This window comes from Streptomyces sp. NPDC028910 (assembly GCF_055564955.1).
On sequence record NZ_JBVHVF010000015.1, the window covers coordinates 37,757 to 63,932 of the forward strand.

The 26,176-nt window shown below is 74.3% G+C and carries 25 protein-coding genes and 2 pseudogenes; 18 read left to right on the top strand and 9 right to left on the bottom strand.

Going from position 1 to position 26,176, the window contains the following annotated elements; translation table 11 throughout:
- Window position 1: 1 nt before the first annotated feature.
- A complete protein-coding gene (locus ACZ4TV_RS19320) occupies window positions 2-2,554 on the bottom strand; it encodes a D-alanyl-D-alanine carboxypeptidase family protein (protein WP_468135884.1) in 2,553 nt (850 codons plus the stop codon).
- 228 nt (window positions 2,555-2,782) lie between these two features.
- Between ACZ4TV_RS19320 and ACZ4TV_RS19325 the strand changes: the two genes are divergently transcribed.
- Window positions 2,783-3,460, top strand: coding sequence for a lysophospholipid acyltransferase family protein (locus ACZ4TV_RS19325; protein WP_468135885.1), 678 nt, complete (start codon window positions 2,783-2,785; stop codon window positions 3,458-3,460).
- On the opposite strand, the gene ACZ4TV_RS19330 is transcribed toward ACZ4TV_RS19325, so the two are convergent.
- From ACZ4TV_RS19330 to ACZ4TV_RS19340, 3 genes are all read right to left on the bottom strand, one after another.
- Window positions 3,457-4,203, bottom strand: coding sequence for a hypothetical protein (locus ACZ4TV_RS19330; protein WP_468135886.1), 747 nt, complete (start codon window positions 4,201-4,203; stop codon window positions 3,457-3,459). The two genes, ACZ4TV_RS19325 and ACZ4TV_RS19330, sit on opposite strands and share 4 nt — an antisense overlap.
- Before the next feature lie 390 nt (window positions 4,204-4,593).
- A complete protein-coding gene (locus tag ACZ4TV_RS19335) occupies window positions 4,594-4,974 on the bottom strand; it encodes a PhzF family phenazine biosynthesis protein (RefSeq protein WP_468136015.1) in 381 nt (126 codons plus the stop codon).
- A gap of 13 nt (window positions 4,975-4,987) precedes the next feature.
- Window positions 4,988-5,419: a GNAT family N-acetyltransferase gene (locus ACZ4TV_RS19340; RefSeq protein WP_468135887.1), complete on the bottom strand. Its 432-nt coding sequence runs from the start codon at window positions 5,417-5,419 to the stop codon at window positions 4,988-4,990.
- A gap of 264 nt (window positions 5,420-5,683) precedes the next feature.
- On the opposite strand from ACZ4TV_RS19340, the gene ACZ4TV_RS19345 reads away from it, so the two are divergent.
- The 3 genes from ACZ4TV_RS19345 (at window position 5,684) to ACZ4TV_RS19355 (ending at window position 7,672) form a co-directional block, all read left to right on the top strand.
- Window positions 5,684-6,103 (top strand): YciI family protein, encoded by a 420-nt coding sequence (locus ACZ4TV_RS19345; RefSeq protein WP_468135888.1) that lies wholly within the window; start codon window positions 5,684-5,686, stop codon window positions 6,101-6,103.
- Entirely contained in the window at window positions 6,100-7,374 is a 1,275-nt protein-coding gene (locus tag ACZ4TV_RS19350) for an RNA polymerase sigma factor (RefSeq protein WP_468135889.1), read from the top strand. Before ACZ4TV_RS19345 ends, ACZ4TV_RS19350 begins: the two co-directional genes overlap by 4 nt.
- A 106-nt stretch (window positions 7,375-7,480) precedes the next feature.
- Window positions 7,481-7,672, top strand: coding sequence for a hypothetical protein (locus ACZ4TV_RS19355; RefSeq protein ID WP_468135890.1), 192 nt, complete (start codon window positions 7,481-7,483; stop codon window positions 7,670-7,672).
- Between the two features lie 216 nt (window positions 7,673-7,888).
- On the opposite strand, the gene ACZ4TV_RS19360 is transcribed toward ACZ4TV_RS19355, so the two are convergent.
- Entirely contained in the window at window positions 7,889-9,406 is a 1,518-nt protein-coding gene (locus tag ACZ4TV_RS19360; RefSeq protein WP_468135891.1) for an AMP-binding protein, read from the bottom strand.
- A 53-nt stretch (window positions 9,407-9,459) separates the two neighbouring features.
- Here ACZ4TV_RS19360 and ACZ4TV_RS19365 point away from each other — a divergent pair.
- Both ACZ4TV_RS19365 and ACZ4TV_RS19370 read left to right on the top strand, forming a co-directional pair.
- Window positions 9,460-9,906 (top strand): annotated as a pseudogene (locus ACZ4TV_RS19365) (class I SAM-dependent methyltransferase); the annotation flags it as partial.
- A 240-nt stretch (window positions 9,907-10,146) separates the two neighbouring features.
- Complete coding sequence (locus ACZ4TV_RS19370; protein WP_468135892.1) at window positions 10,147-10,557, top strand: rodlin; 411 nt, start codon at window positions 10,147-10,149, stop codon at window positions 10,555-10,557.
- A 200-nt stretch (window positions 10,558-10,757) separates the two neighbouring features.
- On the opposite strand, the gene ACZ4TV_RS19375 is transcribed toward ACZ4TV_RS19370, so the two are convergent.
- Window positions 10,758-11,147, bottom strand: coding sequence for a response regulator (locus ACZ4TV_RS19375; protein WP_468135893.1), 390 nt, complete (start codon window positions 11,145-11,147; stop codon window positions 10,758-10,760).
- Between the two features lie 98 nt (window positions 11,148-11,245).
- Between ACZ4TV_RS19375 and ACZ4TV_RS19380 the strand changes: the two genes are divergently transcribed.
- Window positions 11,246-11,530 carry a hypothetical protein gene (locus ACZ4TV_RS19380; protein WP_468135894.1) on the top strand — a complete coding sequence of 95 codons (285 nt, stop codon included), beginning with the start codon at window positions 11,246-11,248 and terminating at the stop codon, window positions 11,528-11,530.
- Between the two features lie 69 nt (window positions 11,531-11,599).
- Window positions 11,600-12,975: pseudogene (locus ACZ4TV_RS19385) on the top strand (DUF2264 domain-containing protein).
- Window positions 12,976-13,014: 39 nt separating this feature from the next.
- On the opposite strand, the gene ACZ4TV_RS19390 reads toward ACZ4TV_RS19385, so the two are convergent.
- Together ACZ4TV_RS19390 and ACZ4TV_RS19395 are read right to left on the bottom strand one after the other, a co-directional pair.
- Entirely contained in the window at window positions 13,015-13,851 is an 837-nt protein-coding gene (locus tag ACZ4TV_RS19390; RefSeq protein WP_468135895.1) for a class I SAM-dependent methyltransferase, read from the bottom strand.
- Between the two features lie 85 nt (window positions 13,852-13,936).
- On the bottom strand, window positions 13,937-14,509 hold the full coding sequence (locus ACZ4TV_RS19395) for a GNAT family N-acetyltransferase (protein ID WP_468135896.1): 573 nt from the start codon (window positions 14,507-14,509) through the stop codon (window positions 13,937-13,939).
- 157 nt (window positions 14,510-14,666) lie between these two features.
- Between ACZ4TV_RS19395 and ACZ4TV_RS19400 the strand changes: the two genes are divergently transcribed.
- From ACZ4TV_RS19400 to ACZ4TV_RS19445, 10 genes are read left to right on the top strand one after another with little or no spacing between them, the layout of a single operon-like run.
- Complete coding sequence (locus ACZ4TV_RS19400) at window positions 14,667-15,947, top strand: ATP-grasp domain-containing protein (protein ID WP_468135897.1); 1,281 nt, start codon at window positions 14,667-14,669, stop codon at window positions 15,945-15,947.
- Window positions 15,944-16,789: a Rossmann-like domain-containing protein gene (locus ACZ4TV_RS19405; RefSeq protein ID WP_468135898.1), complete on the top strand. Its 846-nt coding sequence runs from the start codon at window positions 15,944-15,946 to the stop codon at window positions 16,787-16,789. The genes ACZ4TV_RS19400 and ACZ4TV_RS19405 overlap by 4 nt, the downstream gene beginning before the upstream one ends.
- A complete protein-coding gene (locus tag ACZ4TV_RS19410) occupies window positions 16,786-17,874 on the top strand; it encodes a PLP-dependent cysteine synthase family protein (protein ID WP_468135899.1) in 1,089 nt (362 codons plus the stop codon). The genes ACZ4TV_RS19405 and ACZ4TV_RS19410 overlap by 4 nt, the downstream gene beginning before the upstream one ends.
- Complete coding sequence (locus ACZ4TV_RS19415) at window positions 17,871-19,022, top strand: enolase C-terminal domain-like protein (protein ID WP_468135900.1); 1,152 nt, start codon at window positions 17,871-17,873, stop codon at window positions 19,020-19,022. The genes ACZ4TV_RS19410 and ACZ4TV_RS19415 overlap by 4 nt, the downstream gene beginning before the upstream one ends.
- Window positions 19,019-20,287 (top strand): MFS transporter, encoded by a 1,269-nt coding sequence (locus tag ACZ4TV_RS19420; protein WP_468135901.1) that lies wholly within the window; start codon window positions 19,019-19,021, stop codon window positions 20,285-20,287. Before ACZ4TV_RS19415 ends, ACZ4TV_RS19420 begins: the two co-directional genes overlap by 4 nt.
- Entirely contained in the window at window positions 20,284-21,099 is an 816-nt protein-coding gene (locus ACZ4TV_RS19425) for a class I SAM-dependent methyltransferase (protein ID WP_468135902.1), read from the top strand. The genes ACZ4TV_RS19420 and ACZ4TV_RS19425 overlap by 4 nt, the downstream gene beginning before the upstream one ends.
- Window positions 21,096-22,664, top strand: a complete 1,569-nt coding sequence (locus tag ACZ4TV_RS19430; protein WP_468135903.1) for an ABC transporter substrate-binding protein — start codon at window positions 21,096-21,098, stop codon at window positions 22,662-22,664. The genes ACZ4TV_RS19425 and ACZ4TV_RS19430 overlap by 4 nt, the downstream gene beginning before the upstream one ends.
- On the top strand, window positions 22,661-23,608 hold the full coding sequence (locus ACZ4TV_RS19435; RefSeq protein ID WP_468135904.1) for an ABC transporter permease: 948 nt from the start codon (window positions 22,661-22,663) through the stop codon (window positions 23,606-23,608). Before ACZ4TV_RS19430 ends, ACZ4TV_RS19435 begins: the two co-directional genes overlap by 4 nt.
- Window positions 23,605-24,414, top strand: coding sequence for an ABC transporter permease subunit (locus tag ACZ4TV_RS19440; protein WP_468135905.1), 810 nt, complete (start codon window positions 23,605-23,607; stop codon window positions 24,412-24,414). Before ACZ4TV_RS19435 ends, ACZ4TV_RS19440 begins: the two co-directional genes overlap by 4 nt.
- A complete protein-coding gene (locus ACZ4TV_RS19445; RefSeq protein WP_468135906.1) occupies window positions 24,411-25,877 on the top strand; it encodes an ABC transporter ATP-binding protein in 1,467 nt (488 codons plus the stop codon). The genes ACZ4TV_RS19440 and ACZ4TV_RS19445 overlap by 4 nt, the downstream gene beginning before the upstream one ends.
- Here the strand turns inward: ACZ4TV_RS19445 and ACZ4TV_RS19450 are convergent, their stop codons facing one another.
- Complete coding sequence (locus ACZ4TV_RS19450) at window positions 25,878-26,108, bottom strand: antitoxin MazE7 (protein WP_468135907.1); 231 nt, start codon at window positions 26,106-26,108, stop codon at window positions 25,878-25,880.
- Between the last annotated feature and the right edge of the window lie 68 nt (window positions 26,109-26,176).

The window sequence follows — 26,176 nt, forward strand, 5'->3', positions numbered from 1 at the left end:
CCTAGCCGAGGCGGGTGAGCCGGGTGCCGAACGAGGGCTCGGCCAGGTCCCCCCGCACCGCCACCGGCACGCTCTTCGCCCCCTCGCCCTCACCGACCGTCAGGACGCCGACCTCCGTCCCGGCCTTCGCGGTGTGCGGCGCAGGTGATGCACCGGAGCCTAGGGAGAGCTTGAACCGCTGGCCCGGTACTCCGATCACGTTCAGGTCCTTCGTGGCCACGAGCGGGGTCCTGCCGCCGAGCCCGTCGTCCATGTACCCCACGGTCTCGCCCTTGCGGACGACCGGGGCCGAGGCGAGGGCCGTCCGTACGGCCTCGATGATCTTCTTGCTGTTCGTCTTCACCAGCGCCAGGCTGTTCACCGCGTCCGGGTCCGGGCCGTCCACGCGCTGGTCCATCAGCGTGCCCAGGATCAGCGGGGTCTCGTCGCCGACGTCCTTGTACGCCGCCCACATCAGGGCCCCGCCGGCGGGCGTGCTGGAGCCGGTCTTGATGCCACGGATGCTGAGGCCCTGGGCGGTGAGCAGGGTGTCGTTGTTGTTGTTGATCGGCCGCGGCAGGCCCTTGATCTTGGCGTTGGGCAGGGCGACGATCGCGCGGAACGCCTCGTCCTTCATCACGGCCTCAGCGAGCTTCAGCTGGTCGGCGGCGGTACTGACGGTGCCCGCGTCCAGGCCGCTGGGGTCGGTGTACGTGGTGTCCTTCATCCCGAGTTCGCGGGCGGCGGCGTTCATCTTCTCGACGAAGGCGGCCTGGGAGTCGCTGCCGGTGTCCCAGCGCGCGAGCAGGCGGGCGACGTTGTTGCCCGACGGGATCATGAGCATCTTGAGCATGTCCTGCTGGCTGAACTTCGTTCCGGCGGTGAGCCCCTCGATGCGGGACTCGTGCTCGGAGGTGCCGTCCGCCACGGCCTTCGCGTCGACCGTGATGTCGGGCCCGGTGTCGGTCTTGCGCAGCGGGTGGCCCTTGAGGATCACGTAGGCGGTCATCACCTTGGCGACGCTGGCGGTCGGGACGGGCTTCTGCTCGCCGAAGGTGCCGATGTCACCGGAGCCCGGGACGCGGACGGCTCCCTGGCCCTTGGCGGGCCAGGGAATGGAGAACTGTCCGTCGATGGTGTGGTCCGTCTCGGCGGCGACGAATTTCGGGGCGGGCAGCGGGCGCAGCAACTGCGCGCCGGTGAAGACCCCGGCGAGGAGGAGCAGGACCGGCGTCCACACCTTGACGCGCCGCAGCGCGGTGCGGCGGGGCGTCTGCGGCGGGGGAGCGGTGTTGGTGAGCTCGGCCAGCAGCTCCAACGGCGCCGCCGCGGCGGCGGCCGGGCCGGCCACCTGCGCTTCGGCCGGCTGCGGCTGTGCCCGAGCGGCAACGGGTCCGGGGTGGTCGAGCCGCTTGAGCGCCACGAACTGGCTCGTCCGCTCGGCGTCCGTCTCGCCCTCCCGCGCCCAGGAGGGCACGCTCGGCGGGCCCGCGGCCCGCGCCGCGCTCTCATCGTCGGCCGCAACCCCTTCGGACGCGTCGCGCGGAGCGGGCCGATCCACACCGCCCCGCCCGCCGTCACACCCAACCTCGAACCCCGACCCAGCCCCAGCCCGCGTCTCACCCCGAAGCTCGGCCCGACCGTCGACGCCACCCCGCCCCCCGGCCCCGCCCCGGCCCCTACCCTCCACGTCGGCCGCAACCTCGACGTCGACCCCACCCCGGCCGTCCACGTCGCCCCCGGCCTGGGCGTCGGTCTCGCCCCGGCCGTCCACGTCGGCCGCAACCTCGACGTCGGCCCCGCCCCGGCCGTCCACGTCGGCCCCGGCCCGGCCGTCCACGTCGACCCCGGCCTGGCCCTCCGCGTCGGCGTCGGCCTTGGCCTCGGCTCCGGCTCCGGCCTCGGTCTCGGCTCCGGCCCGGGTCCCAGCCTCGGGCCCGGCCCCGGCGGCCAACTCGGCCTTGGGTCCGGGCTCGACGTCGCTCCCGGCCCCGGCCCCGGCCCCGGCCCCTGCCCGTGCCTCGGCCCCGGCCCCTGCCTCGGCCCCGGTTCCTGCCTCGGGTTCGGCCCGGTCCTTGTCCTTGGCCTCCGCCTCCGCCTCTGCCTTGGCCTTCGCCTCTGCCTTGGCCTCCGCCTCCGCCTTGGCCACCGCGTCCGCGTCCGCCTCGGCCTCGGCCTCGGCCTCGGCCCTAGCCTCGGCGGTGGCCCCGGCCTTGGCCTCCGCTCCAGCCATGACCTTCGCCCCTGCCGCGGGGTCGGCCCTGACCCCGGCCTGGACCGCAGCTTCGGCCCCGGCCTCCGCCCCGGCCCCGGCCTCCGCCTCGGGTTCTGCCTCGGCCTTCGCATCGGTGGGTTCGGGCTCGGCTTCGGCCGCTGGCTTCGGCTTCGGGGTCGCGTTCGCCGTGGTGGCTTGCGGGGCGTCGGGCTCGTCCTCGGCGGCCGTTTCCGCTGCCTCATCCTGTGCGCCGTCAGCGACGGCTTCGGTCGTCTCCTCGGGCTCCGCCACCGGGACGGCGGTTCCCTCCCCCATCTCCGGCTCGTCCGAGGAACCGCCCGCCACCGTTACCGCCTTCATCCCAGCCCCGCCCCGCCTTGCTGCTCACACCGTGCCGATACCGTGCGGGGAGGCCACGGGCCTCCCCGCATCCCTAGATGTCCGCCGTGCCCGCACTCGTTCCCCGAGTCGGATCTTGTGACCGTTCGGTCATATTCCGTGAGTACGCCTACTCATGACCGTGCCGCCCCACCGGTCGACCATGAACCGAACCGCACCACCACCCGCACGATCCGAACGGGGCCGTCCATGCTCAGCCGAATCGCCTCCGCCGTCGTACCCGCCTTCGGGCGGCTGACCGTCACCGCCGACCCCGGGGCACGGCCGGCCACCGGCAGCATCCTCGTCGCCAACCACACCTCCCTCGCCGACCCGGCCGTCGTGGTGGCCGCGCTGCGCCGGTACGGGATCGAGCCCGTCATCCTGGCCACCGGCGGCCTGTGGCGCGTACCGCTGCTCGGCTCCGCGCTCCGGCGTGAGGGCCACATCGCCGTGCACCGCGGCACCGCCCGCGCCGCCGACTCCCTGGACGCCGCGGCCGTCGCCCTCGCCTCGGGCCGCAGCGTGCTGCTCTACGGAGAAGGCGGGCTCCCGGCGCGCCGCGACGCGGGGGAGTCGGCCCCGGGCCCCTTCCGCAGTGGCCTGGCCCGGCTCGCCGCCGCGACGGGAGCCCCGGTCGTGCCCGTCGGTCAGGCGGGCGCCCGCCGCCTGTGCTCCGGCAGCCGAGCCAAGCAGCTCGCCGGAGTCTTCACCGCCCCGCTGCGCAGGCCGTGCCTCCACGTGCACATCGGCTCGCCGTTGCACCTCCCCGACCGGGTGCCGGAGGCGACGGACCGGGCCCGCCGGGCCGTCACCGCCGCCTGGCGCACCGCCGCGCTCGCCGTCGGCGAGGCCGACCGGGAGCCTGCCCCGACGCGAAAGCTCTAGCCCGCGACCTGGCTAGTGCTGTGGCCGAGTACCACGTGGGCCGCCGCCTCCCGGTCGGCGTCCGTGTCGATGAAGAACACCACGACCGGGCTGCTGCCCGTAGGCCCGCCCGCGGTCGCGCGCAGCCGGTACCGCTCGACGCGGACGGCCTCACGGGCGAGCGGGCCGCCGCCCGTGAACACGGACGGCGGCTTGAAGTCATTGGCGATGCGGAAGTCCGCCGGGCGCCAGGTGCCCGAGGCCCGGTCGAAGCGCTCCAGCAGGAAACCCGGCCAGGTACCCGGCTGGTCGCCGGGTTCGCCGACGAGGAACTCCATCTGGAAGGCGACCAGCAGATGCCGGTAGTCGGTGGAGTTCCCGTTCCGCAGGGTGACGGTGAACTCCTGCGCGGCGCCGCCACGTACGAGGGCGAGCCGCCCGCCCGCGGTGTCCACCGCGACCTTCAGCCGGGTCGGGGCCGGGGGAGGCGTCGCGGCCCGGGTCGTGGGCGGCGCCGAGGGTGCCGAGGACCCGGACGGGGAAGCGGGAACGGGAGCGGAGGCAGGGGCCGAGGGAGAGGCGGCAGCGGACTGCGAGGCGGCTGCCGACACCGGGCCCGACGCGGACGCCGGGCCGGACGCCGGCGCCGAGGCCGCCGCCGGGCCCGTGCCGTCCTCGTCGCCGCAGCCGGCGGAGCCCGCCAGCAGGACGACGGCCACGGCTGCGGTGCACAGGCCCCGGCGGGGTCCTCGGGACGGGTGCATGAGATCGGTTCCTTCAGGGTCGGCTTCGGCAGAACCTAACAAGCGCGTTCGCCGCCGACGAGCCCGATCGGGCCTCGGGGCGGCGACGTTTCGGTCACGGCTTCCCGAGGACCCGTCAGACGCGCAGGGCGGCCTCCAGGACGGTGACCACGTGCCCGGTGAGGAACACGCGGCCCACGTGGAGCACGCCCCTGACCAGGCCGGGCCGTGCGGAGGCCTGGGAGCCGGCGAGGGTGTCGGTGCGGCCCAGCCGCGCCGCCCAGTAGGGCGTCAGCGCCGTCTGGGCGCTGCCGGTGACCGGGTCGCTGCCGGTGACCGGGTCCTCGGGGATGCCCCTCGCCGAGGCGAAGAAACGGGAGACGAAGTCCCCGCGCAGGTCCTCGCGCCGGGTCAGGGCCGCGACCGCCCGGAGGTCGGGCCGCAGTTCCCGTACGGCGGCCTCGTCGGGCAGCACGGTGAGCGGATCGCCCAGCGTGCCGGTACGGAAGGTGGCCTCGGGCCGGAACCCGAGGGAGTCGGCGAGGCCCTCGGGGACGGGAACCTCCGTCCCGGTGCTGCCGGGAAGTCCAGGGTGATGGCCCCGCCGCGCTCCCCGCCCTTCCCGTCCTCCCACCCCGCCCCGTGCGCGGTGGCGGTGAGCAGGCCGCCGAACCGGCTGAGGAACCGCACCCGGCCACCGGCCAGCAGCCCCTCCCGGCGCAACGTGTGCACCGTGGCCCATGTGGCATGGCCGCAGAGATTGGCCTCGACGAGCGGAGTGAACCAGCGGATCTCCTCGTGCGCGTCAGACGAGCGGCTTCTCGAAGCTGAAGGCGGTCACGGCCATCCGCTCGCGGAAGTAGAAGCGGTGTGCGTCGGTCCGCTGGGTGCCGGATTCCAGCGTGAGGGCGGTGCAGCCGGCGTCCCGGGCCCGCTCCTCCAGGTGCGCCAGCAGCGCGTGTCCCACACCGGTGGAACGGGCGGTGGCGGAGGTGACCAGGTCATCGACGTAGAGCATGCGGACCATCGAGGTGTTGGCGACGATCCGCCAGCCGGCCGCGCCCACGCACCCGCCGTCCGCGTCGTACGCCGCGGTGAAGCGCAGCCCCTGGCCGTGACCCTCCGCGAGGACCCCCAGGAAGAGCTCCTCGGTGAGGTGGGGACGGAGCTCGAGCAGCACGGGGAACAGGTCCGTGATGAGCCGCGAGTCTCCGGGCTCCAGGTCGATGATCTTCATGAGATCAGCGTAATGGGCAGCGTGGGCAGCGTCATGGGCCCGGGCCGTGCCGGATCCCGGTCGGCGTCCGCCTCCGGCAGGCGAAGCCGTCGCGCGGGGCCACGGCCGACGTGTCGAAATGGGAAGGACAGCTCCGACGTCCCTTACGAGAGGCTCCCGATCCCGGAGCCTGTGACCAGACCAGACCAGACCAGACCAGACCAGACCAGACCAGAACGCAACAGAGCAGCGCAAAGCGGCACACAGCAGAAGGAGTGGCACCCCATGAAGTACATGCTGATGGTCCTCGGGAAGCAGTCCGACTACGACGCCATGGCCGGCAAGGCGAGCAGCGACAGTCCCGCATGGTCCGAGGCCGACCTCAAGGCGATGTTCGACCACATGGAAGCCCTGAACAAGGAGCTTGCCGAGTCGGGCGAGTGGGTCGACGGACAGGGGCTCGCCGAACCCCGCCAGGCCCGTCTGGTGACCGCCGGCCCCGACGGCGCCCCCGTGGTCTCCGACGGACCGTACGGGGAGGCAAAGGAGGTGCTCGCCGGCTACTGGATCGTCGACGTCCCCGACTTCGCCCGCGCCGCCGAGATCGCGGCCCGGGCCTACGCCTGTCCGCTCCCCGAGGGCGCGCCGAACTACCCGGTCATCGTCCATCCCGTGGGCAGCGCCTCGGGGGACGAGGTGTGTTGACCGACCCCGACCCCGACGCCGCCCCCGCGAGCGAGGACCTGCTGCGCCGGCTGGCGCCGCAGGTCCTCGGCGCGCTCGTCCGCCGCTACGGACACTTCGACGCCGCCGAGGACGCCGTACAGGAGGCCCTGCTCGCCGCCGCCAGGCAGTGGCCCGAGGAAGGCCGCCCGCACAACCCGCGCGGCTGGCTGATCCGCGTCGCCTCCCGCCGGCTCACGGACCAGCTGCGCAGCGAGGACGCGCGCAGGCGCCGCGAGGAGACGGCCGTCGCGCTGACCCCGCGCGACGAGTTCCTGGCGCCGCCACCGGGGGAGAGCCGCGCCCCCGCGGAGGACGACACCCTCGCACTGCTCTTCCTCTGCTGCCATGCCGAACTGCCCCCCGCCGCCCGGATCGCCCTCACCCTGCGTGCCGTGGGCGGCCTCACCACCGCCGAGATCGCCCGCGCCCTCCTGGTGCCCGAGGCCACGATGGCGCAGCGGATCAGCCGGGCGAAACGGCGCATCAGGGCTTCCGAAGCGCCGTTCGGCCTGCCGCACGGCGCGCACGCCCGGGGCCAGGACCACGCCGAACGGCTCGCCGACGTGCTCCACGTGCTCTACCTGATCTTCAACGAGGGCTACACCGCCACCTCGGGCCGTGAGCTGCAACGCCCCGACCTCGCCGCCGAGGCGATCCGCCTCACCCGCGCCGTCCACGCGCTGCTGCCGGCCGACGGCGAGGTGGCCGGTCTGCTCGCCCTGATGCTGCTCACCGACGCCCGCCGCGCCGCCCGTACCGCGCCCGACGGCAGCCTGATCCCCCTTGCCGAGCAGGACCGCACCCGCTGGGACCGCGCCGCCATCTCCGAGGGGGTCGCCCTGGTCAGCGACGCCCTCACCCACACCCCGCTCGGCCCCTACCAGCTGCGCGCCGCGATCGCGGCCGTCCACGACGAGGCGGCGAGCGACGAGGACACCGACTGGGCGGAGATCCTCGCCCTGTACGAGGTACTCGTCCGGCTGGTCCCGGGACCGGTGGAGCGCCTGGGCCACGCGGTCGCGGTGGCCATGGTGCACGGCCCGCGGCAGGCCCTCGAGCTGCTCGCCGCCCTGGACGAGGACGACCGCCTGGCCGGCCATCACCGCCTCGAAGCCGTACGGGCCCACCTGCTGGAGATGGCAGGCGACCGGGCGGCGGCGCGGGCCGCCTACGCGCGGGCCGCCGGGCTCACCCTCAGCATTCCGGAGCGCCGCTACCTCCAGTTCCGGGCCGCCCGGATCGCGGAATGAGCGGGGGTGCGCGGAAGGGGCCGGCCGGACACGACGGGCCCGATCGGGGCGTCCGCATGACGGACGTGGTTCACCGTTGTCAGAGGACCCGCCTACTCTTGATCACGTGAGCCCGACCCCTGACGACCTAGACGCCCAGCCCGCCCCCGAGCGTTCCCTCGCCGAGATCAACGCCGACATCCGCCGCCTCTTCGCCCGCGCCGAGGGCCGCCTCTCCGACGCGGAGCGGATCCGCCACGCGGTCCTGCTGGGGGAGTGGGCCGCGGCGATACGCGCCTCGGTGGTCCCGGCCGCGTAGCGAGCAGCGAGCGCGGCCGTGCCGACCGATGAGTCCGCGAGGCGACGGCAGCCTTGACCCGCCTGACCCGCCTGACCCGCCTGACCCGCCGGGGTCGCGGCGACGCCGGCGGCGGCCACCGCGGCGGCGGCCGCCAGGCCTACGCCGCCGCGGGGCGCCGACCGTCTCGGCGCCCCGCCCAGGCCCGCCCCGGCCCGCCCCACCCCCGCCGTCCTGCTACGCCCGCCCGGCAGCGGCAGCGGCAGCGGCAGCGGCCGCCGCCGCGCGCTCGCGCAGCCGGCGCTTGTCCGGCTTGCCCCGCGCGGTCAGCGGGACCTCCCGCACCCAGAACACCGCGGTGGGCCGGTGCGCCGGGGCCAGCTCCTGCTCCACCAGGTCACAGGCCTCGCCGGCCTCCCCGGCGCCGGGCGTACACCCCGCCGCCGGCACCAGGAAGGCGCACACCTCCTCGCCGGTGAGGTCGCTGTGCCGGCCCACCACCACCGCCTGCGCCACGGCGGGATGCCGAGCGAGGGCCGCCTCCACCGGTACGCAGTACACGTTGTCCCCGTCGACCATCACCACGTCCTTGACCCGGTCGTCGAGGTACAGGTAGCCGTCCTCGCCGAAGTGCCCGAGGTCCCCGGTCCGCAGCCACCCGTCTCGCAGCACCTCGGCCGTCAGCGCGGGCCGGCCCCAGTACCCGGCCATCATCGCCCGCGACCGCATCCACACCTCGCCCGTGCGTCCGGCCGCCACCGCCGCGCCCCGCGCGTCGCGCACCTCGACCTCCACCCCCGCGACGGGCCGCCCGACCGACGCCAGCAGCTCCGGCCGCCCGCCCACCGCCGCGTCGTGGTCGGCGGGGGAGAGGCGGCAGATCACCGCGGCCTCGTTCATGCCGTACCCCTGCCGCCACCGGCCGCCCCAGCGGGTCACCGCTTCCCGCAGCCGTTCGGGGTGGACGGGCGAATCGCCGTACGAGACCACCTCCAGCCCCGGCACCCCGTCGGCGGTCACCGGATCTTCCAGCAGCCGGTAGACCATCGAGGTCGTCAGGTACGTGGACACCGGCCCCAGGCGCCGGCAGGCAGCCGCGAACTCCCGCGGCCCGAAAGGGTCGAGGATCTCCACCCGCCCCCCGGCCCGCAGTTGCTCCATGCACCGCCCGCCGGACCGCTGCGCCAGCGAAGTCACCGACAGGTAGACCGGATCCGCCCAGTCCGCCGGCCGTACGGTGTTGCGCGCGGCCATCGCGCCGAAGGTGGAGGCCACCCCCTTGGGCCGCCCGGTGGTCCCGCCGGTGTACGTCACCCGCGCGATGTCGTCCTCGCGCGCCCGCACGGACACCGCCGCGGACTCGCGGTGGGCGGCCCGCCGCACCACCTCGTCCAGGCCGAGCCGGGGCGTACCGGTGCCGGGCACCGGTACGTCGTGCAGCACCAGGTCCGGCCGGCAGTCCCGCAGGATGAAGTCCAGCCCGTACAGGGCCGGTCCGGCGAGAACCTGGGTCAGCCGCGCGCCCAGCAGGTGCGCGGCGATCCGTACCAGCAGCACCTCCGGCCGGTTCGCGCCCGTCACACAGGCCAGCCCCGAGCCGCGCCCGATCCCCGCATCGGAGAGCACCCCGGCCAGCCGGCAGGCCCCGTCCTGCACCTCCTGGAACCGCAGGACGACCGGACCCACCCCGATCGCGGGCCGATCCGCGTACCGCTCGAACGCCCCTACCAGTTCCGTGACATACCGTGCGGCCACCCTGTGCAACCCGTCTCTCCGCGCCATTGCGGGCCACCGGGATCATGGACGGCATGACGAACGAATCCCGTGCTCGTTCCTTCAGTTCCGCGGCCGCGCGCTACGCCGCCCATCGTCCCACGTACCCGAGCGAACTCTTCGACGCGCTGGCCGAACTGGCCGGCTTTCCGCTCGCCGGCGCCCGAGTCGCCGACGTCGGCGCCGGTACGGGAATCGCCACCGCCCTGCTGGAAGCGCGCGGGGCCCACGTGGTGGGGGTGGAGCCGGGTGAGGGCATGGCGGCGGAGTTCATGGCGGCGGAGTTCCGGCGCCGCAACCCCCGGACGCCGCTCGTCCGCGCGGACGGCAACAGGCTGCCGCTGGCGTCCGGTTGCCTGGACCTGCTGACGTACGCGCAGTCCTGGCACTGGACCGACCCGGCCCGCGCCGTCCCCGAGGCGCTGCGCGTGCTGCGCCCCGGTGGCGCGCTGGCGGTCTGGCAGAACGACCCGGACGTCACCGCCGACGAACGAGCCCTCCTCATGGACCGGTTCCCGGACGGGCGGGTGGAGGAGCACTACGTCGTCGAGCTGAGCCTGGCGGTCCGCGGGTGTGACGCGCACGAGGCCTACGAGGCGCACGAGGCCTACGAGGCGTAAGGGCGGCCGAACGGGTGAAGCAGCGGAACCTGCCGCCGCCCCGACCGTTGATCAAGGCGCTCACCACCATGCACTCGTGCGATTGCGACAGAAGGACCACTGATGATCAAGAAGATGATGGCCACCGCCGCTGCCACCGCATCCATCGTCGGCGCCGGCGCCGCTCTGGCCGCCCCGGCCATGGCCATCGGCAACGACAACGGGATCAACACCGTCAACGGCAATGGCGCCCACCAGATCTACGGCAACCAGAAGACCAACGGCGACCTGAGCCCGCAGCTCGGCCTGGTCCAGGGCACCCTGAACAAGCCCTGCATCGGCCTGCCGGCGAAGGTCAACGTCCAGTCGATCCTTGCCCTGGTCAACGTCGGCGTCCAGGACATCCCGATCCTGTCCAACCCGCAGACCCAGCAGTGCACCGAGAACTCCACCCAGGCCAAGGGTGACGAGCCGCTCTCGCACATTCTCAGCAACATCCCGATCCTGTCGGGCAACCTCTCGGCCAACAGCTGACGTTCCCCTTGTGCGAGCCGGGGCCTCCGACGCCCGCGCGAGTGCCCACGGGGCCCCGGCTTGTTCCACCCGGATCCGCGGATCCGCCTCTTGCACTGGCGCGCGTCGGCCGAGCGGCCGTCAGCGTGGGCACCGAAACCGCACGTCGAAGAGCCTCCCACCCCATCGGGTCGGAGGCTCTTCGGCATGGGTGCGCCGGATCAGACCGCGCCCCGTCCGGCGAGGCGTTCGACGCGGGCCAGGAACTCCGTGGGGTGGAACGGCTTCGCGAGGCAGTCGCTCACGCCGGCCTCCAGCGCGCGGTCCGTGCACTCCGGGTCCGCGGGCGGCAGGGCGAGGATCGGCACGCGTCCGTGATCGGGGTGGCGGCGGATCTCCTCGAACATCGCCACCTCGTCCAGACCCGGACCGGTGCGCTCGCAGACCACCACGTCGATGGGGCCGTCGCTGCCCAGCAGGGCGACGGCGTCCACCCCGCTCCCGCCGTCGACCACGGCGAAACCCCGGCCCACGAGGAGGCGCTCCAGCAGGGTCCGCAGGGTGCGGTCCTTCGCCACAAGGAGGATCTTGCTCGGGGAATCGCCGCTCATCGTGTTCCTCTTCGTCTGCGTGGGGGAGTCCTGCAGAGCGTACGAGGTGGGGCGTGTGCCCACCCGCTCCGGGGCACCTGGTCAGGTAACTTCGAGGCATGACCACTGAGCCGCAGAGCTTCGAGATCCTGCTGGTGCCCGAGCACATCGAGAACCTCCGCGGCGCCTCCCCGGCGGACAGGGCCCTGCGTTCGGCCGTGGTCGAGGCGACCGGCGAGCGGGGGGCCTCCGGATACCCCCGCTACCGCGGGCAGGGCGTGGAAGCGGACATCGACCCGGACACGCGCACGGTCGAGGCCGTGCTCGTCGACGGTGCGGAGCTGGACCTCGGGCTGATCGCCATGATCGCGCCCGAGAAGGGCCGGGGCCCCCGTCGGACGTGAAGGCGCCGACGAGGGAGCCGTCGTGATCGATCCATTGACCCGTGCGGGGCACGCGATCAGGATCCCGGCATGAGCATCCTCGGACTGCCGGCCGACCACCGTGAGCTCAGCCCGTACACCGGCTACACCCGCGAGCACTGGGAGGCGGCCGCCGACGGGCTGGTGCGTGCCGCCTGGCGGTGGGCCACGCCGGGCGGGGCCCTGCTCGACCTGCCGGGACGGCCCTCCTCCTCCGGCGTCCGCTCGGACGGGCTCGAAGGCTACGCCCGGACCTTCCTCGCCGCCGCCTTCCGGGTCGCCGGCGCCGGGGGCGAGGACCCCCACGGCTGGCTCGACCGGTACGCGAGCGGGCTGGCGGCGGGGACCCGGACACCCGGGGGCGAGGACGGCGAGTCCTGGCCGGTCATCCGCGACCTGCACGTCCAGGGCCAGCCGATGGTCGAATCCGCCTCCGTGGCCCTCGGGCTGAGACTGACCCGGCCCTGGTTGTGGGACCGCCTGGACAGGGGCGTCCGGGACCGCGCCGAGCAGTGGCTGCGCGGAGCCCTGCGCCATGTGCCCTCGCCGAACAACTGGTACCTCTTCCCCTTCACCGTGGCCGGATTCCTGGAGTCGGTGGGCCGCGGGGACGCGGAGACCGCCCGGGCCCGCCGACGCGGCCTCGACCTGCTGGAGGGCTGGTACCGGGGCCGGGGCTGGTACGCCGACGGGGACGGCCGCGCCTTCGACCACTACAACGGCTGGGCCCTGCACCTGTATCCCGTCCTGGATGCCCACCTCGGCGGCCGCACGACCGGCCCGGACACCGCGTCGCCGTACGGCGCCCGGCTGCGCGAGCACCTCGACAGCCTCTCCCTGCTCTTCGGGGCCGACGGCGCGCCGCTCCACTTCGGGCGCTCCCTGACCTACCGCTTCGCGGCCGCGTCGGGCGTGGCCCTGGGCGCGGTCACCGGCCACACCCCCCTCACTCCGGGCACCTCGCGGCGGCTGCTGAGCGGATCCCTGCGCTACTTCCTCGACCGCGGCGCCGTCGACGGGGACGGGGCCCGTACGAACTGCGCGTCCACCGGGTCCTCGGGGCTCCGCCCGGCGCCCGCGTGCACCAGACGGGCTGGGCGACGGGCCCCGCGGAGCCCCTGGTGTCCGCCCTGCACCCGTTGCACGGGTGGAGCGGCCAGGACGAGCTGCGGGCGCCCGCGGGCACGGCCTTCACCGCGTGGGCCCGCATGCCGAGGCTCTCGGCCGAGGCGGAAGGGACCACGCTGTACGCGGCCTTGGCCGTGCTCGGCGCGGCCCCGGACGCCGCGCCCGTGTCCGAGGCGGTCACCGAGGCCGACGCGGGCACCGACACCGTCGAAGTGCGGTGGGCGGACGACGGGTCGCTGACCCGGATCACCTTCGACCCGCTCACCGTCGACCACGTCCACGCGCGGCAGCGGGGCTGATGAGGGCCCTCGTCGCCGACCGACCGGACGGGGGCGGGGTCAGCTCCGCCGGTGGGCCGTCAGCAGCAGGTACTCCCACTCCATGACGCCGTCCACGGTGTGTTCGGCGGCCAGGGCGTCGAGGGCGTCGTCCAGGGCGGCGACCCGGTCCGGATCACCGCCGATGTTGCGGTAGACCGCGATGGTCGGCCCGTAGCAGGCCTTGAAGAACTCCCGGAAGTCCGCGGGCCTCGTGAACCGGTCCACGCGCACCGTCCGGCGGCGGGCCTCGACGTCGGTGACCGCGTCGCCGAGCAGTTCGTGGACGTGCTCCTCGTCCCCCCACAGCGGCGGCGGCTGGGTTCCGGGCGGCGGCGGGGGAGCGTACGGCTTCATCGTGGCGAACATCCGGCCGATGAACCCCTGCGGGGTCCAGTTGATCATCCCGATGGTGCCGCCGGAGCGGCAGACGCGCAGCATCTCGTCGGCCGCGCGCTGGTGGTGCGGAGCGAACATCACCCCGACGCACGACATCACGATGTCGAACTCGCCGTCCGCGAAGGGCAGGGCCTCGGCGTCCGCCTCCCGCCACTCGAGCCGGGCGCCGTCCACCGCCGCCAGGTGGCGCCCGATCTCCAGGAGTTCCGGGGTGAGGTCGCTGGCCACCACGTCGGCCCCGGCCAGGGCGGCCGGAATCGCGGCGTTGCCGGCGCCCGCCGCGATGTCGAGCACCCGGTCGCCGCGCTGTACGCCGCACTCCTGGACGAGCAGGGGACCCAGCTCCGAAATGATGTGGGAGGCCACTGACTGGTAGTCGCCCAGCGCCCACATCGCGCGATGCCGCGCCTTCAGGGCGTGGTCAGCCTGGACCGCTTCCGCTTCGCTCGCCTCGGTCATGACAGCCATCCTCCACGGCTCGGGGCAGCCCCCATCTCCGAGCATAGGTACGTTTCGGCTGCCCAGCCCGTCGGCAAGACACCCCCTACGGCATCGGGATCTCGAAGTGGACCGTCCCGAAGCCGCCGTGCTCACCCGTCGTACGGGCGTCGCAGACTTCGGTGGCCAGGCTGCGCCAGAACGCCTCCGCGCCCGGGATGTCGACATTGGTGTGCAGGTAGACGCGTTCGTAGCCCGGGACGCCGGCCACGAACGCGCACGCCTCGCGCACCATGGCCCGGGCCAGCCCGTGCCGCCGGTGGGCGGGGCGTACGTAGACGCGCAGGAGCTGCGCCGTTCGGCCGGACGGGTAGCGCTCGGCCAGCCAGCGCGGATGCGGGGGGTGGGCAGGCCCCCGGGAGTGCACGGCGCACGTGCCCACCACCTCCCCGTCCCGGACGGCCACGACGAGGGTGTGGCGCGGGTGGTCCAGGTAGGTGCCGCGGATGTCGACCACGTCGGAGTGCCACTCGGGCACGTACCCGTAGGTGAACTCCCGGTAGAAGGTGTCGAGCATGACGCTGCGCGCGCCCCGTACGTCCTCCGGCCGGGCGCGGCGTACCTCGTAGGCGTCCGTTCTGCGACGCGGCGGCGCCTGATGTTGTTTCAGATCCTCCATCGCTCCACCGTAGCGGAAATTCGTCCTATTGGAAATGAAAACGATTTCGGATAGCTTTCGTGTCGGTCACGGTCCGGACGCCTCCTGTCAGGCGCTCCGTACCGCACGTGTGCCCGAGAGCTGTTCGCGCTGTCGCCATGATCTGAGAGGAAGTCCCGTGGGACATCTGCTGGTTGTCGAAAGCTGGGTGGGGTCGATGAGCAGGCTCCTGCCCCGGGCGATCCGCGAAGGAGGACACGAGTTCAGCTTCCTCACCCGGGACCTGCACCACTACCTGCGCTCCGCCCCGGCCGACGGACCGCACCCGCTGCTCGCGGCGCGCAACATCATCACGGCCGACACCAACGACCCCGCCGCGCTGCTCCCGCTCGTCGAGCGGCTGCACGAGGTGCTCGCCTTCGACGGCGTGGTCTCCTCCTGCGACTACTACCTGCCCGCCGTCGCGCGGATCGCCGAGCGACTCGGACTGCCCGGCCCCGGCGCCGAAGCGGTCGAGAAAGCCTGCCGCAAGGACCTGACCCGCCGGGTACTGGCCGGGGCCGGGGTGGACGGCCCGCGCTTCGCCGTCTGCGCGGACGCCGAAGAGGCGCGGACCGCCGCCGGCGAGATCGGCTACCCGCTGGTCGTCAAGCCCGTCGACCTGTGCGCCGGAATGCTGGTCCGCCAGGTCCACGACGAGCGGGAACTGGACCAGGCCTGCCGGGCCCTGGCCGATTTCCCCGTCAACGCCCGGGGACAGCACCGCGCTCCCGTCCTCCTCCTCGAAGAACTGCTCACCGGACCGGAGATCAGCGTCGAGACCGTCTCCCACGACGGCGCCACCCACGTCGTCGGCATCACCGACAAGAGCATCGGCGGAGCGCCCGCCTTCATCGAGACCGGCCACATGTTCCCGGCCGACCTCGGCCCGGCCCCGGCGAAGGAGGCCGCCGACAGCGCCGTACGAGCCGTCGAGGCACTCGGGCTGGACCACGTCGTCTGCCACACCGAGCTCAAGCTGACCCCCGACGGGCCGCGCCTGATCGAGGTGAACCCCCGCCCGGCCGGCAACCGCATCACCGAACTGGTCCGCCACGTCACGGGCGTCGACCTCGCGGCCGCCTGCGTGGACGTCGCCCTCGGCCGGGCGCCCGACCTCGCCGTCCGCCCGACGGGCGTGCACAGCGCCGCCATCGCCTTCCTGCTGCCCGACGGCGCCGGCACCCTCACCGGAATCGAGGGCGCGCACGAGGTCCGCACCCACCCCGGCGTGCTGGAGCTCACCCTGGCCGAAGCGGGCCGCACCGTACGCGCCGCCACCAGCAACAACGAGTACCTCGGCCACGTCATGACCGCCGACACCGAGGGAGCGGGCGCCCGCGAGACGGCCGAACGGCTGCTCGCCGGCCTGCGCCCCACCTACGACCGTCGCGACCTTCCCCCGGCGGTGAACGCGTGACCGCCCCCACCCTCCCCTCCACCCTCCGGGAACCGCGGGTGCGGACCGTCGCCGAGCTCCTCGGGCGCGTGCGCGCCGGGGCCTACGGACCCGACCCCGCCGAGCAGCGCGTGGCACTCGCCTTCACCACCGCCCAGGCCGTACGGCACGAAGGCCGCTCCGGCGGCTACCGCAACGAGGTGCTCAGCCTGCGACTGGCCGCGGCCGTCGGCTCCTGCGCGGTGGAACCGGGCGCGCTGCCCCCGGCCGCGCTCGACGACTGCGCGGGCGCCACCGTCGCCGACCTGCTCGACCACCCGCTGCTGCCCGTACGCATCGCCGCGCTCGACGCCTACCTGATGCACGTACGCCCGCACACGCCCGACAACGGCGCCCGCCCGTACCCGATCCCGGCCGGCAGCTCCCTCCAGCGCTCCCGGGCCCGCGCCCGCGCCGTGGCCGACCTGCTCCCCGAAACAGGGCTGCGGCGGGTCCTGGTCGTCGGCGTCGTCAACTCCCTGCTGGAACAGCTCCGCGAGCGCGGGACCGCGTACGCGCCCTGCGACCTCAAGGGCGGCGCCACCGAATGGGGCGAGCCCGTCCTCACCGACACCCTCGCGGAGCTGGAGCACTGCGACGCCGTCCTGGCCTCCGGCATGACCCTGGGCAACGGCACCTTCCAGCCGCTGCTCGACCACGCCGCCGCCACCGGCAAACCGCTCGTCATGTTCGCCCAGACCGGCAGCGCCGTCCTGCCGCACTTCCTCGGCGCCGGGGTCAGCGCCGTGTCCGCCGAGCCGTACCCCTTCTTCTGGCTCGACGGCGGCCCCGGCGTCGTCCACCGCTACGGGGGCACCCGGTGACCATCGCCCCGATCCTGCCCCGCCCGGCGGCCCCCGCCGCCAACCCCGACCTCCTGCCGCTGCTCGGCCGCACCCCCCTCGCCCGGATCCGCACCGACCTGCCGCACCGCCACCCCGGCTTCTGGGCGAAGCTCGAATGCCTCGGCGCCGGCGGGATGAAGGCCCGCGCAGCCGTCTCCATGCTGACCGGTGCCCGCGCGCGCGGCGAACTGCTGCCCGGCGCCCCCGTCGTGGAATCGACCTCCGGCACCCTGGGCGTGGGGCTCGCCTTCGCCGGCCAGGCCCTCGGCCACCCCGTCGTCCTCGTCGGCGACAGCGAACTCGAACCGTCCATGCGGCAGTTGCTGCGCACGTACGGAGCCCAGCTCGAGCTCGTCGACCGTCCGGCGGCGGAGGGCGGCTGGCAGGCCGCCCGGCTCGACCGGCTGCGCGAGCTGCTGCGCCGGATGCCGCAGGCCTACTGGCCCGACCAGTACAACAACCCGGACTGCGCCGCCGGTTACCTCTCCCTCGCCACCGAACTGACCGCACAGCTCGACCACCTGGACGTCCTCGTGTGCAGCGTCGGCACCGGCGGCCACAGCGGCGGACTGGCCGGCGCGCTGCGCCGCCGCTGGCCCCGGCTGAAGGTCATCGGCGTCGACTCCGTCGGCTCGGCCATCTTCGGACAGCCCGCCCGGCCCCGCCTCATGCGCGGCCTCGGCAGCAGCATCCACCCGGCCAACGTCGCCCACGAGGCCTTCGACGAGGTGCACTGGGTGGGGCCCGCCGAGGCGGTCGACGCCTGCCGCCGCCTCGCCCGCTCCGCCTTCGTCAGCGGAGGCTGGAGCACCGGAGCCGTCGCCCTCGTCGCCGCCTGGGCGGCCCGCGTCGAGCCGGGCGCGGTCGTCGCCACCGTCTTCCCCGACGGACCGCACCGCTACCTCGGCACCGTCTACGACGACGACTTCTGCCGCGCCCACGGCCTGGACACCCGCGCCCTCTGCGACCGCCCCCTGGAGATCGCGCACCCCAGAGCGGTCGAGGCGACGGGCTGGGCCCGCTGCACGACCGTACTCGCACCCACCCGCGGGGGCGCCGCGTGAAGCTCACCTGGCACACCGCCGACCTCCGGCTGGAGCAGCCGCTGCGCATCGCCCGCTCGGTGATGGCCAGGCGCGACGCCGTGTGGGTCGCCATCGAACACGGCGGACTGCGCGGCTGGGGCGAGGCCGTCAGCAGCGACTACCTCGGGCTGCCCACCGCCCGGATCCTGACGAACCTGGAGTCGGTGCGCGCCGCGACCGAACGCTTTCCCGACCCCGAGACCGTCTGGGAGGAGACCGGCGGCGGGAACACCGTCTGGGACGGGCTGCCGCCCGGGGTCCTGGCCGCGATCGAGGCCGCCGTACTGGACCTGGTGGGCAAGCGGGCCGGTGAGCCCGCCCACCGCCTGCTGGGCACGCCCGCCGCCCCCGCCGCCGCGACCACCCGTACGATCGGCATCACCGCCCCCGTACCCGCCGCCGCACAGGCGGCCCGGCTCGCCATGAGCGGCTTCACCGCCCTCAAGGTCAAAGCGGGCTCCCCCGACCCGGCCGAGGACCTCGCGCGCGTGGACGCCGTACGCACCGGGGCACCCGACGCGAGCCTGCTGCTCGACCCCAACGGGGCGTGGACCGAACGCCAGGCGCTCGACCTGCTCCCGCGCTTCGCCGACCTCGGCGTCACCGCCGTGGAACAGCCGATCGCGCCGGGCCGCCCCGACGCACTCGCCCGCGTGGCCAAGGAGTCCCCGGTCCCCGTCATCGCCGACGAGGACGCGGTCTCGTACGAGGACGCCGTCGCGCTGGCCGGACGGGTCCACGGCGTCAACGTCAAACTCGCCAAATGCGGCGGGGTCCGGGCCGCCCTGCGCATCCACGAGGCCCTGCGCGGCACCGGCACCGAGCTGATGCTGGGCTGCCTCACCGCCAGCTCGCTGGGCATCGCCCCCGCCGTGCACCTCGCCGACCGGGCGCGCTGGGTGGACCTCGACGGGCACCTGCTGCTCGCCGCCGACCCGTGGACGGGCATCGGCGGAACCGACGGCACGGTACGCGCCGCGAACCGGGCCGGCCTCGGAGTCAGACCCGCCGACGCGGAGGCCGTCCGGGACGCGGCCCGGGGGACCGTCCGTGATGCGGCCCCGGAGGCCGTCCGCGATGGCGCCCGCGAGGCCGTCCGCGATGTCGCCCGGGAGGACGTCCGGTGAAGACCCTCACCGCCGTCCGCGGCTTCCCCCTGCCCGTGCGCCTGCTCCTCGTCAACCAGCTCGGCGTCAACACCGGCTTCTACCTGCTCATCCCGTACCTCGCCACCCACCTCTCCGAGGACCTCGGACTGTCGGCCGCCGTCGTCGGTGTGGTCCTGGGCCTGCGCAACCTCAGCCAGCAGGGGCTGTTCCTCCTCGGCGGCTCGGCCGCCGACCGGCTCGGCGCCCGCAGGGTGATCATCGCCGGCTGCGCGCTGCGGACCGTCGGCTTCGCCCTGTTCGCCCTTGGCGACGCACTCCCGCTGCTGCTCGCCGCGTCCATACTCAGCGGGCTCGCGGGGGCCCTCTTCAACCCCGCCGTACGGACCTACGTCGCCCAGGAGGCGGGCGACCGCAAGGCCGAGGCCTTCGCGCTGTTCAACGTCTTCGCCACCACAGGAGCGCTGCTCGGCCCGCTGCTCGGCACCCTGCTGCTCCTCGTGGACTTCCGGGCGGCCGCCGTCACCGCGGCCGCGGTCTTCGCCGTACTCACCCTCGCCCAGCTCCTGGTGCTGCCCGCCCGGCGGATCCCGCCCCCGGACACCGGACTGCTCGGCGACTGGCGGGAGGCGGCGGGCAGCCGCGGCTTCCTGGCCTTCTCCCTCGCCATGATCGGCATGTACGGCCTGGAGAACCAGCTGTACCTGCTGCTGCCCCACGCCGCCGCCCGGGCCTCGGGCTGGGACGGCTCGATCGGCCTGCTGTTCCTCGCCGGGACCCTCGCCAACCTCCTCCTCCAGCTCCGCATCACCCGCCGGCTGAAGTCCACGGGCAGCCGCGCCCGCTGGATCGCGACCGGCCTGGCCGTGATGGGCCTGGGCTTCGTCCCGCCGATGCTCGTCGCCGGCGCCCCGGCCCCGCACCCGCCGGACCTGATCCCGGTCCTGGCCGGCGCCCTGCTCCTGCACCTCGGCGTGATGATCGCCCAGCCGTTCGTGATGGAGCTGATCCCCGCCTTCGGCCGGGAGAGCCTCACCGGCACCTTCTACGGGCTCTTCTACGCGGTGTCCGGGATCGCGGCCGCCGTCGGCAGCGCGGCGGTCGGCTGGGCCATGGACACCGCCGGGCACACCGGCCTGGCCTGGCTGCCCTTCGCCTGCTGCCTCGCCCTCGGACTGGCCTCGGCGGCGGCCGTCGCACGGCTGCAGCGAAGACAGGCCCTGCCCGCCGGTCCCGGGCCCGACCCCCTGCCCGCCCAGAACCGCCCGAGAAGCGAGACCCGATGAGCACCGGCAACCTCCTCACCGACCGACCCGAACTGTACGAAGAGCGCTTCCCCGACCCGGAGCACCTCGCGGCCCGCTGGGCCGAGGACGTGCTCGCGCGCCACGGCGCCGGCCCCCGCGTCCTCGACGTCGGCTGCGGCACCGGCCGCGACGCCGCATGGCTGCACCACGAGGCCGGCCGCGAGGTCACCTGCATCGACACCTCCGAGGCCATGCTGGCGCACGCCCGCAGCCACCATCCCGGCCCCGCCCACCACCTCGCCGACATGCGCGACTTCGACCTCGGAGCCCGCTTCGACGCCGTCCTGTGCCTGGACAGCGCCCTGCTCTACTGCCACACCAACGAGGACCTCGCCGCCTTCCTCGCCCGCTGCCGCGCCCACCTCGCCCCTGGAGGCCTGCTCGTCGCCGAGATGCGCAACGGGGCGTTCTTCCTCGGCACCACCGAACTGCTCGACGGCCCGCGCACCGCCGGCTTCACCCGGCAGGGGATCACGTACACCTCCCGCACCACCCTCCACATCGACCACGCGGCACAGCTCCTGCGCCGCCGCCGCACCTGGACCGCCGACGACGGCTCGCCCCCGGCCGAGCAGCACTCCGCCTGGCGCCTGCTCTTCCCGCAGGAACTCCGGTACTTCCTGACCACCGCCGGCTTCGAGGTCCTGGACCTCTACGACCGACCGGGCCCCCGGAGCGAACCGCCCTGGAGCGAGGGGGACACGCCGCACCCCACGGTCAGCGCCGACCGCCTGCACCTCGTAGCCCGCTTGAAGCCCCATCACCTCAGCAACGGAGACAGCACGTCATGAACGACCCCAGCACCGGCCCGGCCCGCAGGAGCGTCCTCATCGCCGGCACCGCCACCACGCTCGCCCTCGCCGCCGTCGGCTGCGGGACCGGGACCGGCACGAGCGACCCGAAGAAGGCCGCGGACGGCGCCCCCGAGCCCGGCGGCAGGCTGCGCGCCGCCTTCGCGGGCGGCGGCGCGGCCGAGACCCTCGACCCCCACGCCGCCAACCTGTTCGTCGACGCCGCCCGCGCCAAGGCCCTCTTCGACAAGCTCGCCGACTTCGGCGCCGACCTCGCCCCGGTACCCCGCCTCGCCGCCCGCTGGGAGCCCAACGACACCCTCGACACCTGGCGGATCACCCTGCGCCAGGCCGCCTTCCACGACGGGCGGCCCGTCACCGCCGAGGACGTGCTCTACAGCTACCGCAGGATCGCCGACCCGAAGGGCACCTTCCGCGCCAAGGCCTCGCTGGAGCCCATCGACCTCGACGCGAGCCGCGCCGTGGACGCCTCCACCGTCGAGTTCAAGCTCAAGCGCCCCTACGCCGAATTCCCCAACACCCTCGCGGCCTTCGGCGCCTCCATCATCCCCAAGGACACCACCACCTTCGACAGGCCCGTCGGATCCGGCCCCTTCACCTTCGTCTCCTTCAAGCCCGGCAGCAGCCTCCTCCTCAAGCGCAACCCCGCGTACTGGGAAGGCGCCCCCCACCTCGAAGAGCTCGAATTCGTCATCGCCGGTGAGGAGTCCGCCCGCGTCAGCGCCCTCCTCGGCGGCCAGGTCGAGTACGCCCACGAGCTGAACCCGGCCACCGCCCGCGCCCACGAGGGCAAGGGCCGGATCGACGTCGTACGGCTCCCCGGCAGCGCCATGCAGGGCTTCGTCATGAAGACCGACCGGGCGCCCTTCGACGACAAGCGGGTCCGCCAGGCCTTCTTCCTCATCGCCGACCGCAAGGAACTCGTCGACGGCGCGCTCTCCGGAGCCGGCGAGATCGGCAACGACCTCTTCGGCAAGGGCTGCCAGTACTACGCGACCGGCCTGCCGCAGCGCGCCCAGGACCTCGAACGGGCCCGGGCCCTGCTCAAGGAGGCCGGCGCCGAAGGCCTCAAGGTCACCCTCGACACCGCGCCCGCCGCCACCGGCTTCGTCGAAGCCGCCGGCATCTTCAAGGAGCAGGCGGCCAAGGCCGGGGTCACCGTCGAGGTCAAGGTCGGCAACAAGGAGACGTACTGGAAGGACATCCTGTCCTCCGGAACCATCGCCTCCTACCGTTCCGGCGCCATGCCCATCGAGTCCCACGTCTCCCAGCGGCTGCTCAGCGACTCCACCACCAATGCCACCAAGTGGCAGCACAAGGACTTCGACGACCTGTACCAGCAGGCCCAGTCCACCCGCGACGAGAAGGAGCGCACCGCCCTCTACGAGCGGATGCAGCGCCGGCTCCACGACGAAGGCGGCTTCCTGATCTGGGGCTTCGCCGACTGGATCGTCGCCACCGCACCCAAGGTGCGCGGGGTGTCCAGGACGGCCCCCGCCAACACCCTCGACTGGGCCCGCTTCGACAAGATCTGGCTCGCGTGACGGGCGGCCTCCCCTGGATCGGCCGCCGTCTGCTCCTCGGCCTGGGGCAGACGGCGGCCGTCGTCCTGCTGATCTTCGTACTCACCGAGGCGCTGCCCGGTGACGCGGCCGTCGCGCTCGCGGGCGACCAGCCCGACCCCGAGCGCATCGCCCGCATCCGCGAGGCCATGGGGCTGGAACGGCCCGCCGCCGAACGGCTCCTGGAGTGGGTCACCGGCATGCTGCACGGGGACCTCGGCACCTCCCTGATCACGGGACGGCCCGTCACCGGCTACCTCACGGCCGGCCTCGTCCCCACCCTGGTCCTCGCCGCCGCCACGCTCACCGTGCTGCTCCCGCTCTCCGTCGGCCTCGGCGTCCTCGCCGCCCGGCGCGAGGGCGGCGCCGTGGACCGGACCGTCAGCGCCCTGACCCTGGCCGTGCACGCCGTACCCGAATTCGCCCTCGGCGTGCTGCTGGCCGCGCTGTTCGCGCTGCACCTGGGCTGGCTCCCGGCCACCGCCGTCGGCACCGACCTCGCCGCGCAGCCCGCGATCCTCATCCTGCCCGTCCTCGTCCTGACGGCCCGGCCGGTGTGCACGCTCAGCCGCCTGGTGCGCGCCGGGATGATCGAGGCGATGGCCTCGCCGTACGTCGCCCAGGCCCGCCGCTACGGGCTGTCCGGCTCCCGCATCCGCTGGGCCCACGCCCTGCCCAACGCCCTGGCGCCCGCCACCCAGCAACTGGCGCGTACCTGCGACTGGCTGCTGAGCGGGGTGATCGTCGTGGAGGCCCTGTTCGTCGTACCCGGCCTCGGCACCGTGCTCATCGAGGCCGTCGCCGCCCGCGACGTACCGGTCGTGCAGGGCATGGCGGTCGTCTTCGGCGTCGTCACCGTCCTGGCCAACCTCGGCGCCGACCTCGTCGCACGCCGCTTCGCCCCCCGCTCGGAGGTGGCCGCGTGAAACGCCTCCCGGCGCGCTACGCCCTGGGCATCGCGGTCGTCGCCGTACCGCTGCTGCTCGCCCTCCTCGGACCGCTGATCGCCGGCCCCGCCGGACCGAGGTCCGTCTCCTTCGCCACGGGCCAGGACCACTGGCTCGGAACCGACTTCACCGGGCGCGACGTGTGGCGGCAGGTACTCCTCGGCGGCAGGTCCGTGGTGCTCGTGGCACTCGGCGCCACCCTGCTCGCCTACCTCCTCGCCCTGCCCCTCGGGCTCGCCGCCGCGCTCACCCGCCGGACCTGGCTGGAGGAGGCGCTGATGAGGCCGCTGGACGTGCTGATCGCCGTACCGTCGCTGCTCCTGGTACTGCTCGTCGCGGCCACCGTCAGGCCGGGCCCCGCGGGACTGACCGCTCTGGTCGGGCTGGCCGCCGTACCCGACGCGGCACGTGTCGTCCACGCGGCGGCGGTCGAGGTCTCCTCCCGGCCGGCCGTCGAAGCACTGCGCATGCAGGGCGAATCCTGGTGGCGTACGGCCCTGGGCTACGTGGCCCGCTCCATGCGGCGCACCCTCGCCGCGGACGCCGGGATCCGGCTGACCGGGGCCCTGTACCTGGTGGCCACGGCCGCGTTCCTCGGCGTCGGTGTGGAACCGGACGCCGCCGACTGGGCGGTGATGGTCGACCGCAACCGGACCGGGCTGTTCCTGCAGCCCTGGGCCGTGGTGGTCCCCGCCCTGCTCATCGCGGCGCTGTCGATGGGCGCCAACCTGCTGTTCGACGCGGCCCTGCAGCAAGGCGGCCGCCGGAAGGGAGCGCGGACATGACCACCGTCGCGGAGGTACGGAACCTGCGGGTGGAGATCGGCGGCCGGGCCATCGTCGACGGCGTGAGCCTCACCGCGTGCGCCGGCCGGGTCACCGCCGTCATCGGCCCCTCCGGCAGCGGCAAGACCACCACGGGCCTCGCGCTCCTCGGCGAGTACCCGCCGGGCGCCCGCGTCGAAGGCATCGTGCGCACGGAGCGGGGCTCGGTGGGCTACGTACCCCAGCACCCGGCCGCCGTACTCAACCCCGCCCGGCGCGTCGGAGCCCTGCTGCGCGACATCGCGGCCCGCCGGGGAGGCGGCCGCCGGGAGATCCGCCGGCGCGTGCACGAAGCCCTGGGTCTGGCCCAGATCCCCGACCCCGCGCAGACACTGCGCAGATTCCCCCACCAGCTCTCCGGCGGGCAGCAGCAGCGCGTGGTGCTGGCACAGGCGCTGCTCCTGGGAGCCGAGGTCATCGTCGCCGACGAACCCACGACCGGGCAGGACGCGCTCACCAAACAGCGCATCGTGACGGAGCTCGCGGCACTCGCCGGGCGGGGCATCGCCCTCGTCCTGCTCAGCCACGACATGGACGTGGTACGCCAGTTGGCCGACGAGGTCGTCGTGATGCGCGCGGGCCGGGTCGTGGACCGCGGATCGGCGCGCTCCGTGCTCGGCGACCAGGTCCACGAGGTGTCCCCGGCCCCCCGCGCGCAGCGCCCGGCCGGGCCGGTCGTCCTGGAGGCACAGGCCCTGACGGCCCGGCACCGCACCGCGCGCGGCGCCGTCGACGTGCTGCACGACGTCGCGCTCTCGGTCGCGGCGGGCGAGTGCCTCGCGCTGGTCGGCCGCTCCGGCAGCGGCAAGACCACCCTGGGGAGGTGCCTGGCGGGGCTGCACGCCGACCACCGGGGCCGGATCCTGCTCGACGGCGAACCGCTGCCGAACAGTCTGCGCGCACGCAGCCGGAGCCAGCTGGCCGCCGTGCAGTACGTGTTCCAGGACCCGAAGGCGGCCTTCGACGAACACCGGCCGGTCATGGACCAGGTCGCCCGCACGGCCGTCCGGCTGCGCGGCGTCGCTCCGCGGGCCGCACGCGAGGAGGCCGCCCGGACGATGGAGGGGCTGGGCCTGGACGCGAGCTCGGCGGGACGCCGTCCCGGCTCACTGTCCGGTGGTGAACTCCAGCGCGCCGCGCTGGCCCGGGCCCTGCTGGCGCGGCCGCGGGTGCTCGTCTGCGACGAGATCACCTCGGGCCTCGACCCCACCACGCGCGGAGCCATGCTCGAACTGCTCGCCGGGCTCCGGGAGCGCTCGGAACTCGCCCTGGTGTTCATCACCCACGACCTGGCGGCCGCGGCCGCACTGGCCGACCGTACGGCCGTGGTGGACGCGGGACGCCTCGTCGCCGATCCTGTCGAGGCCCTCGTACCCCTCGTACCCCTCGCGCCCCTCGGCGGTGGACGGACGTCGCCCGCCTGATCACTCGTGGGGCGCAAGGCCCCCGAAGTCGCGCGCGAACCCCTCGCGGAAACCGGGCCGGTCGAGGGCCTTCTCGAAGGCGCGTGCGGCCCGCGCCAGCGCGGCCTCGTTCTCCTGGGCGGCGGCGAGTTCGGCGAGGTACGCACGCAGGCTCAGTCCGCGGTCCGCGGCGAGCACGGCGAGCCGGTCGTGCACATCGGTGTCGACCTCGACTGTGGTGGTGTCGGCCATGCTCCGAGTATGGCCGCCCCCGGACCGGGCGGGGGCCGTTCCCGGCGAGCACGCGTCGACACCGGACG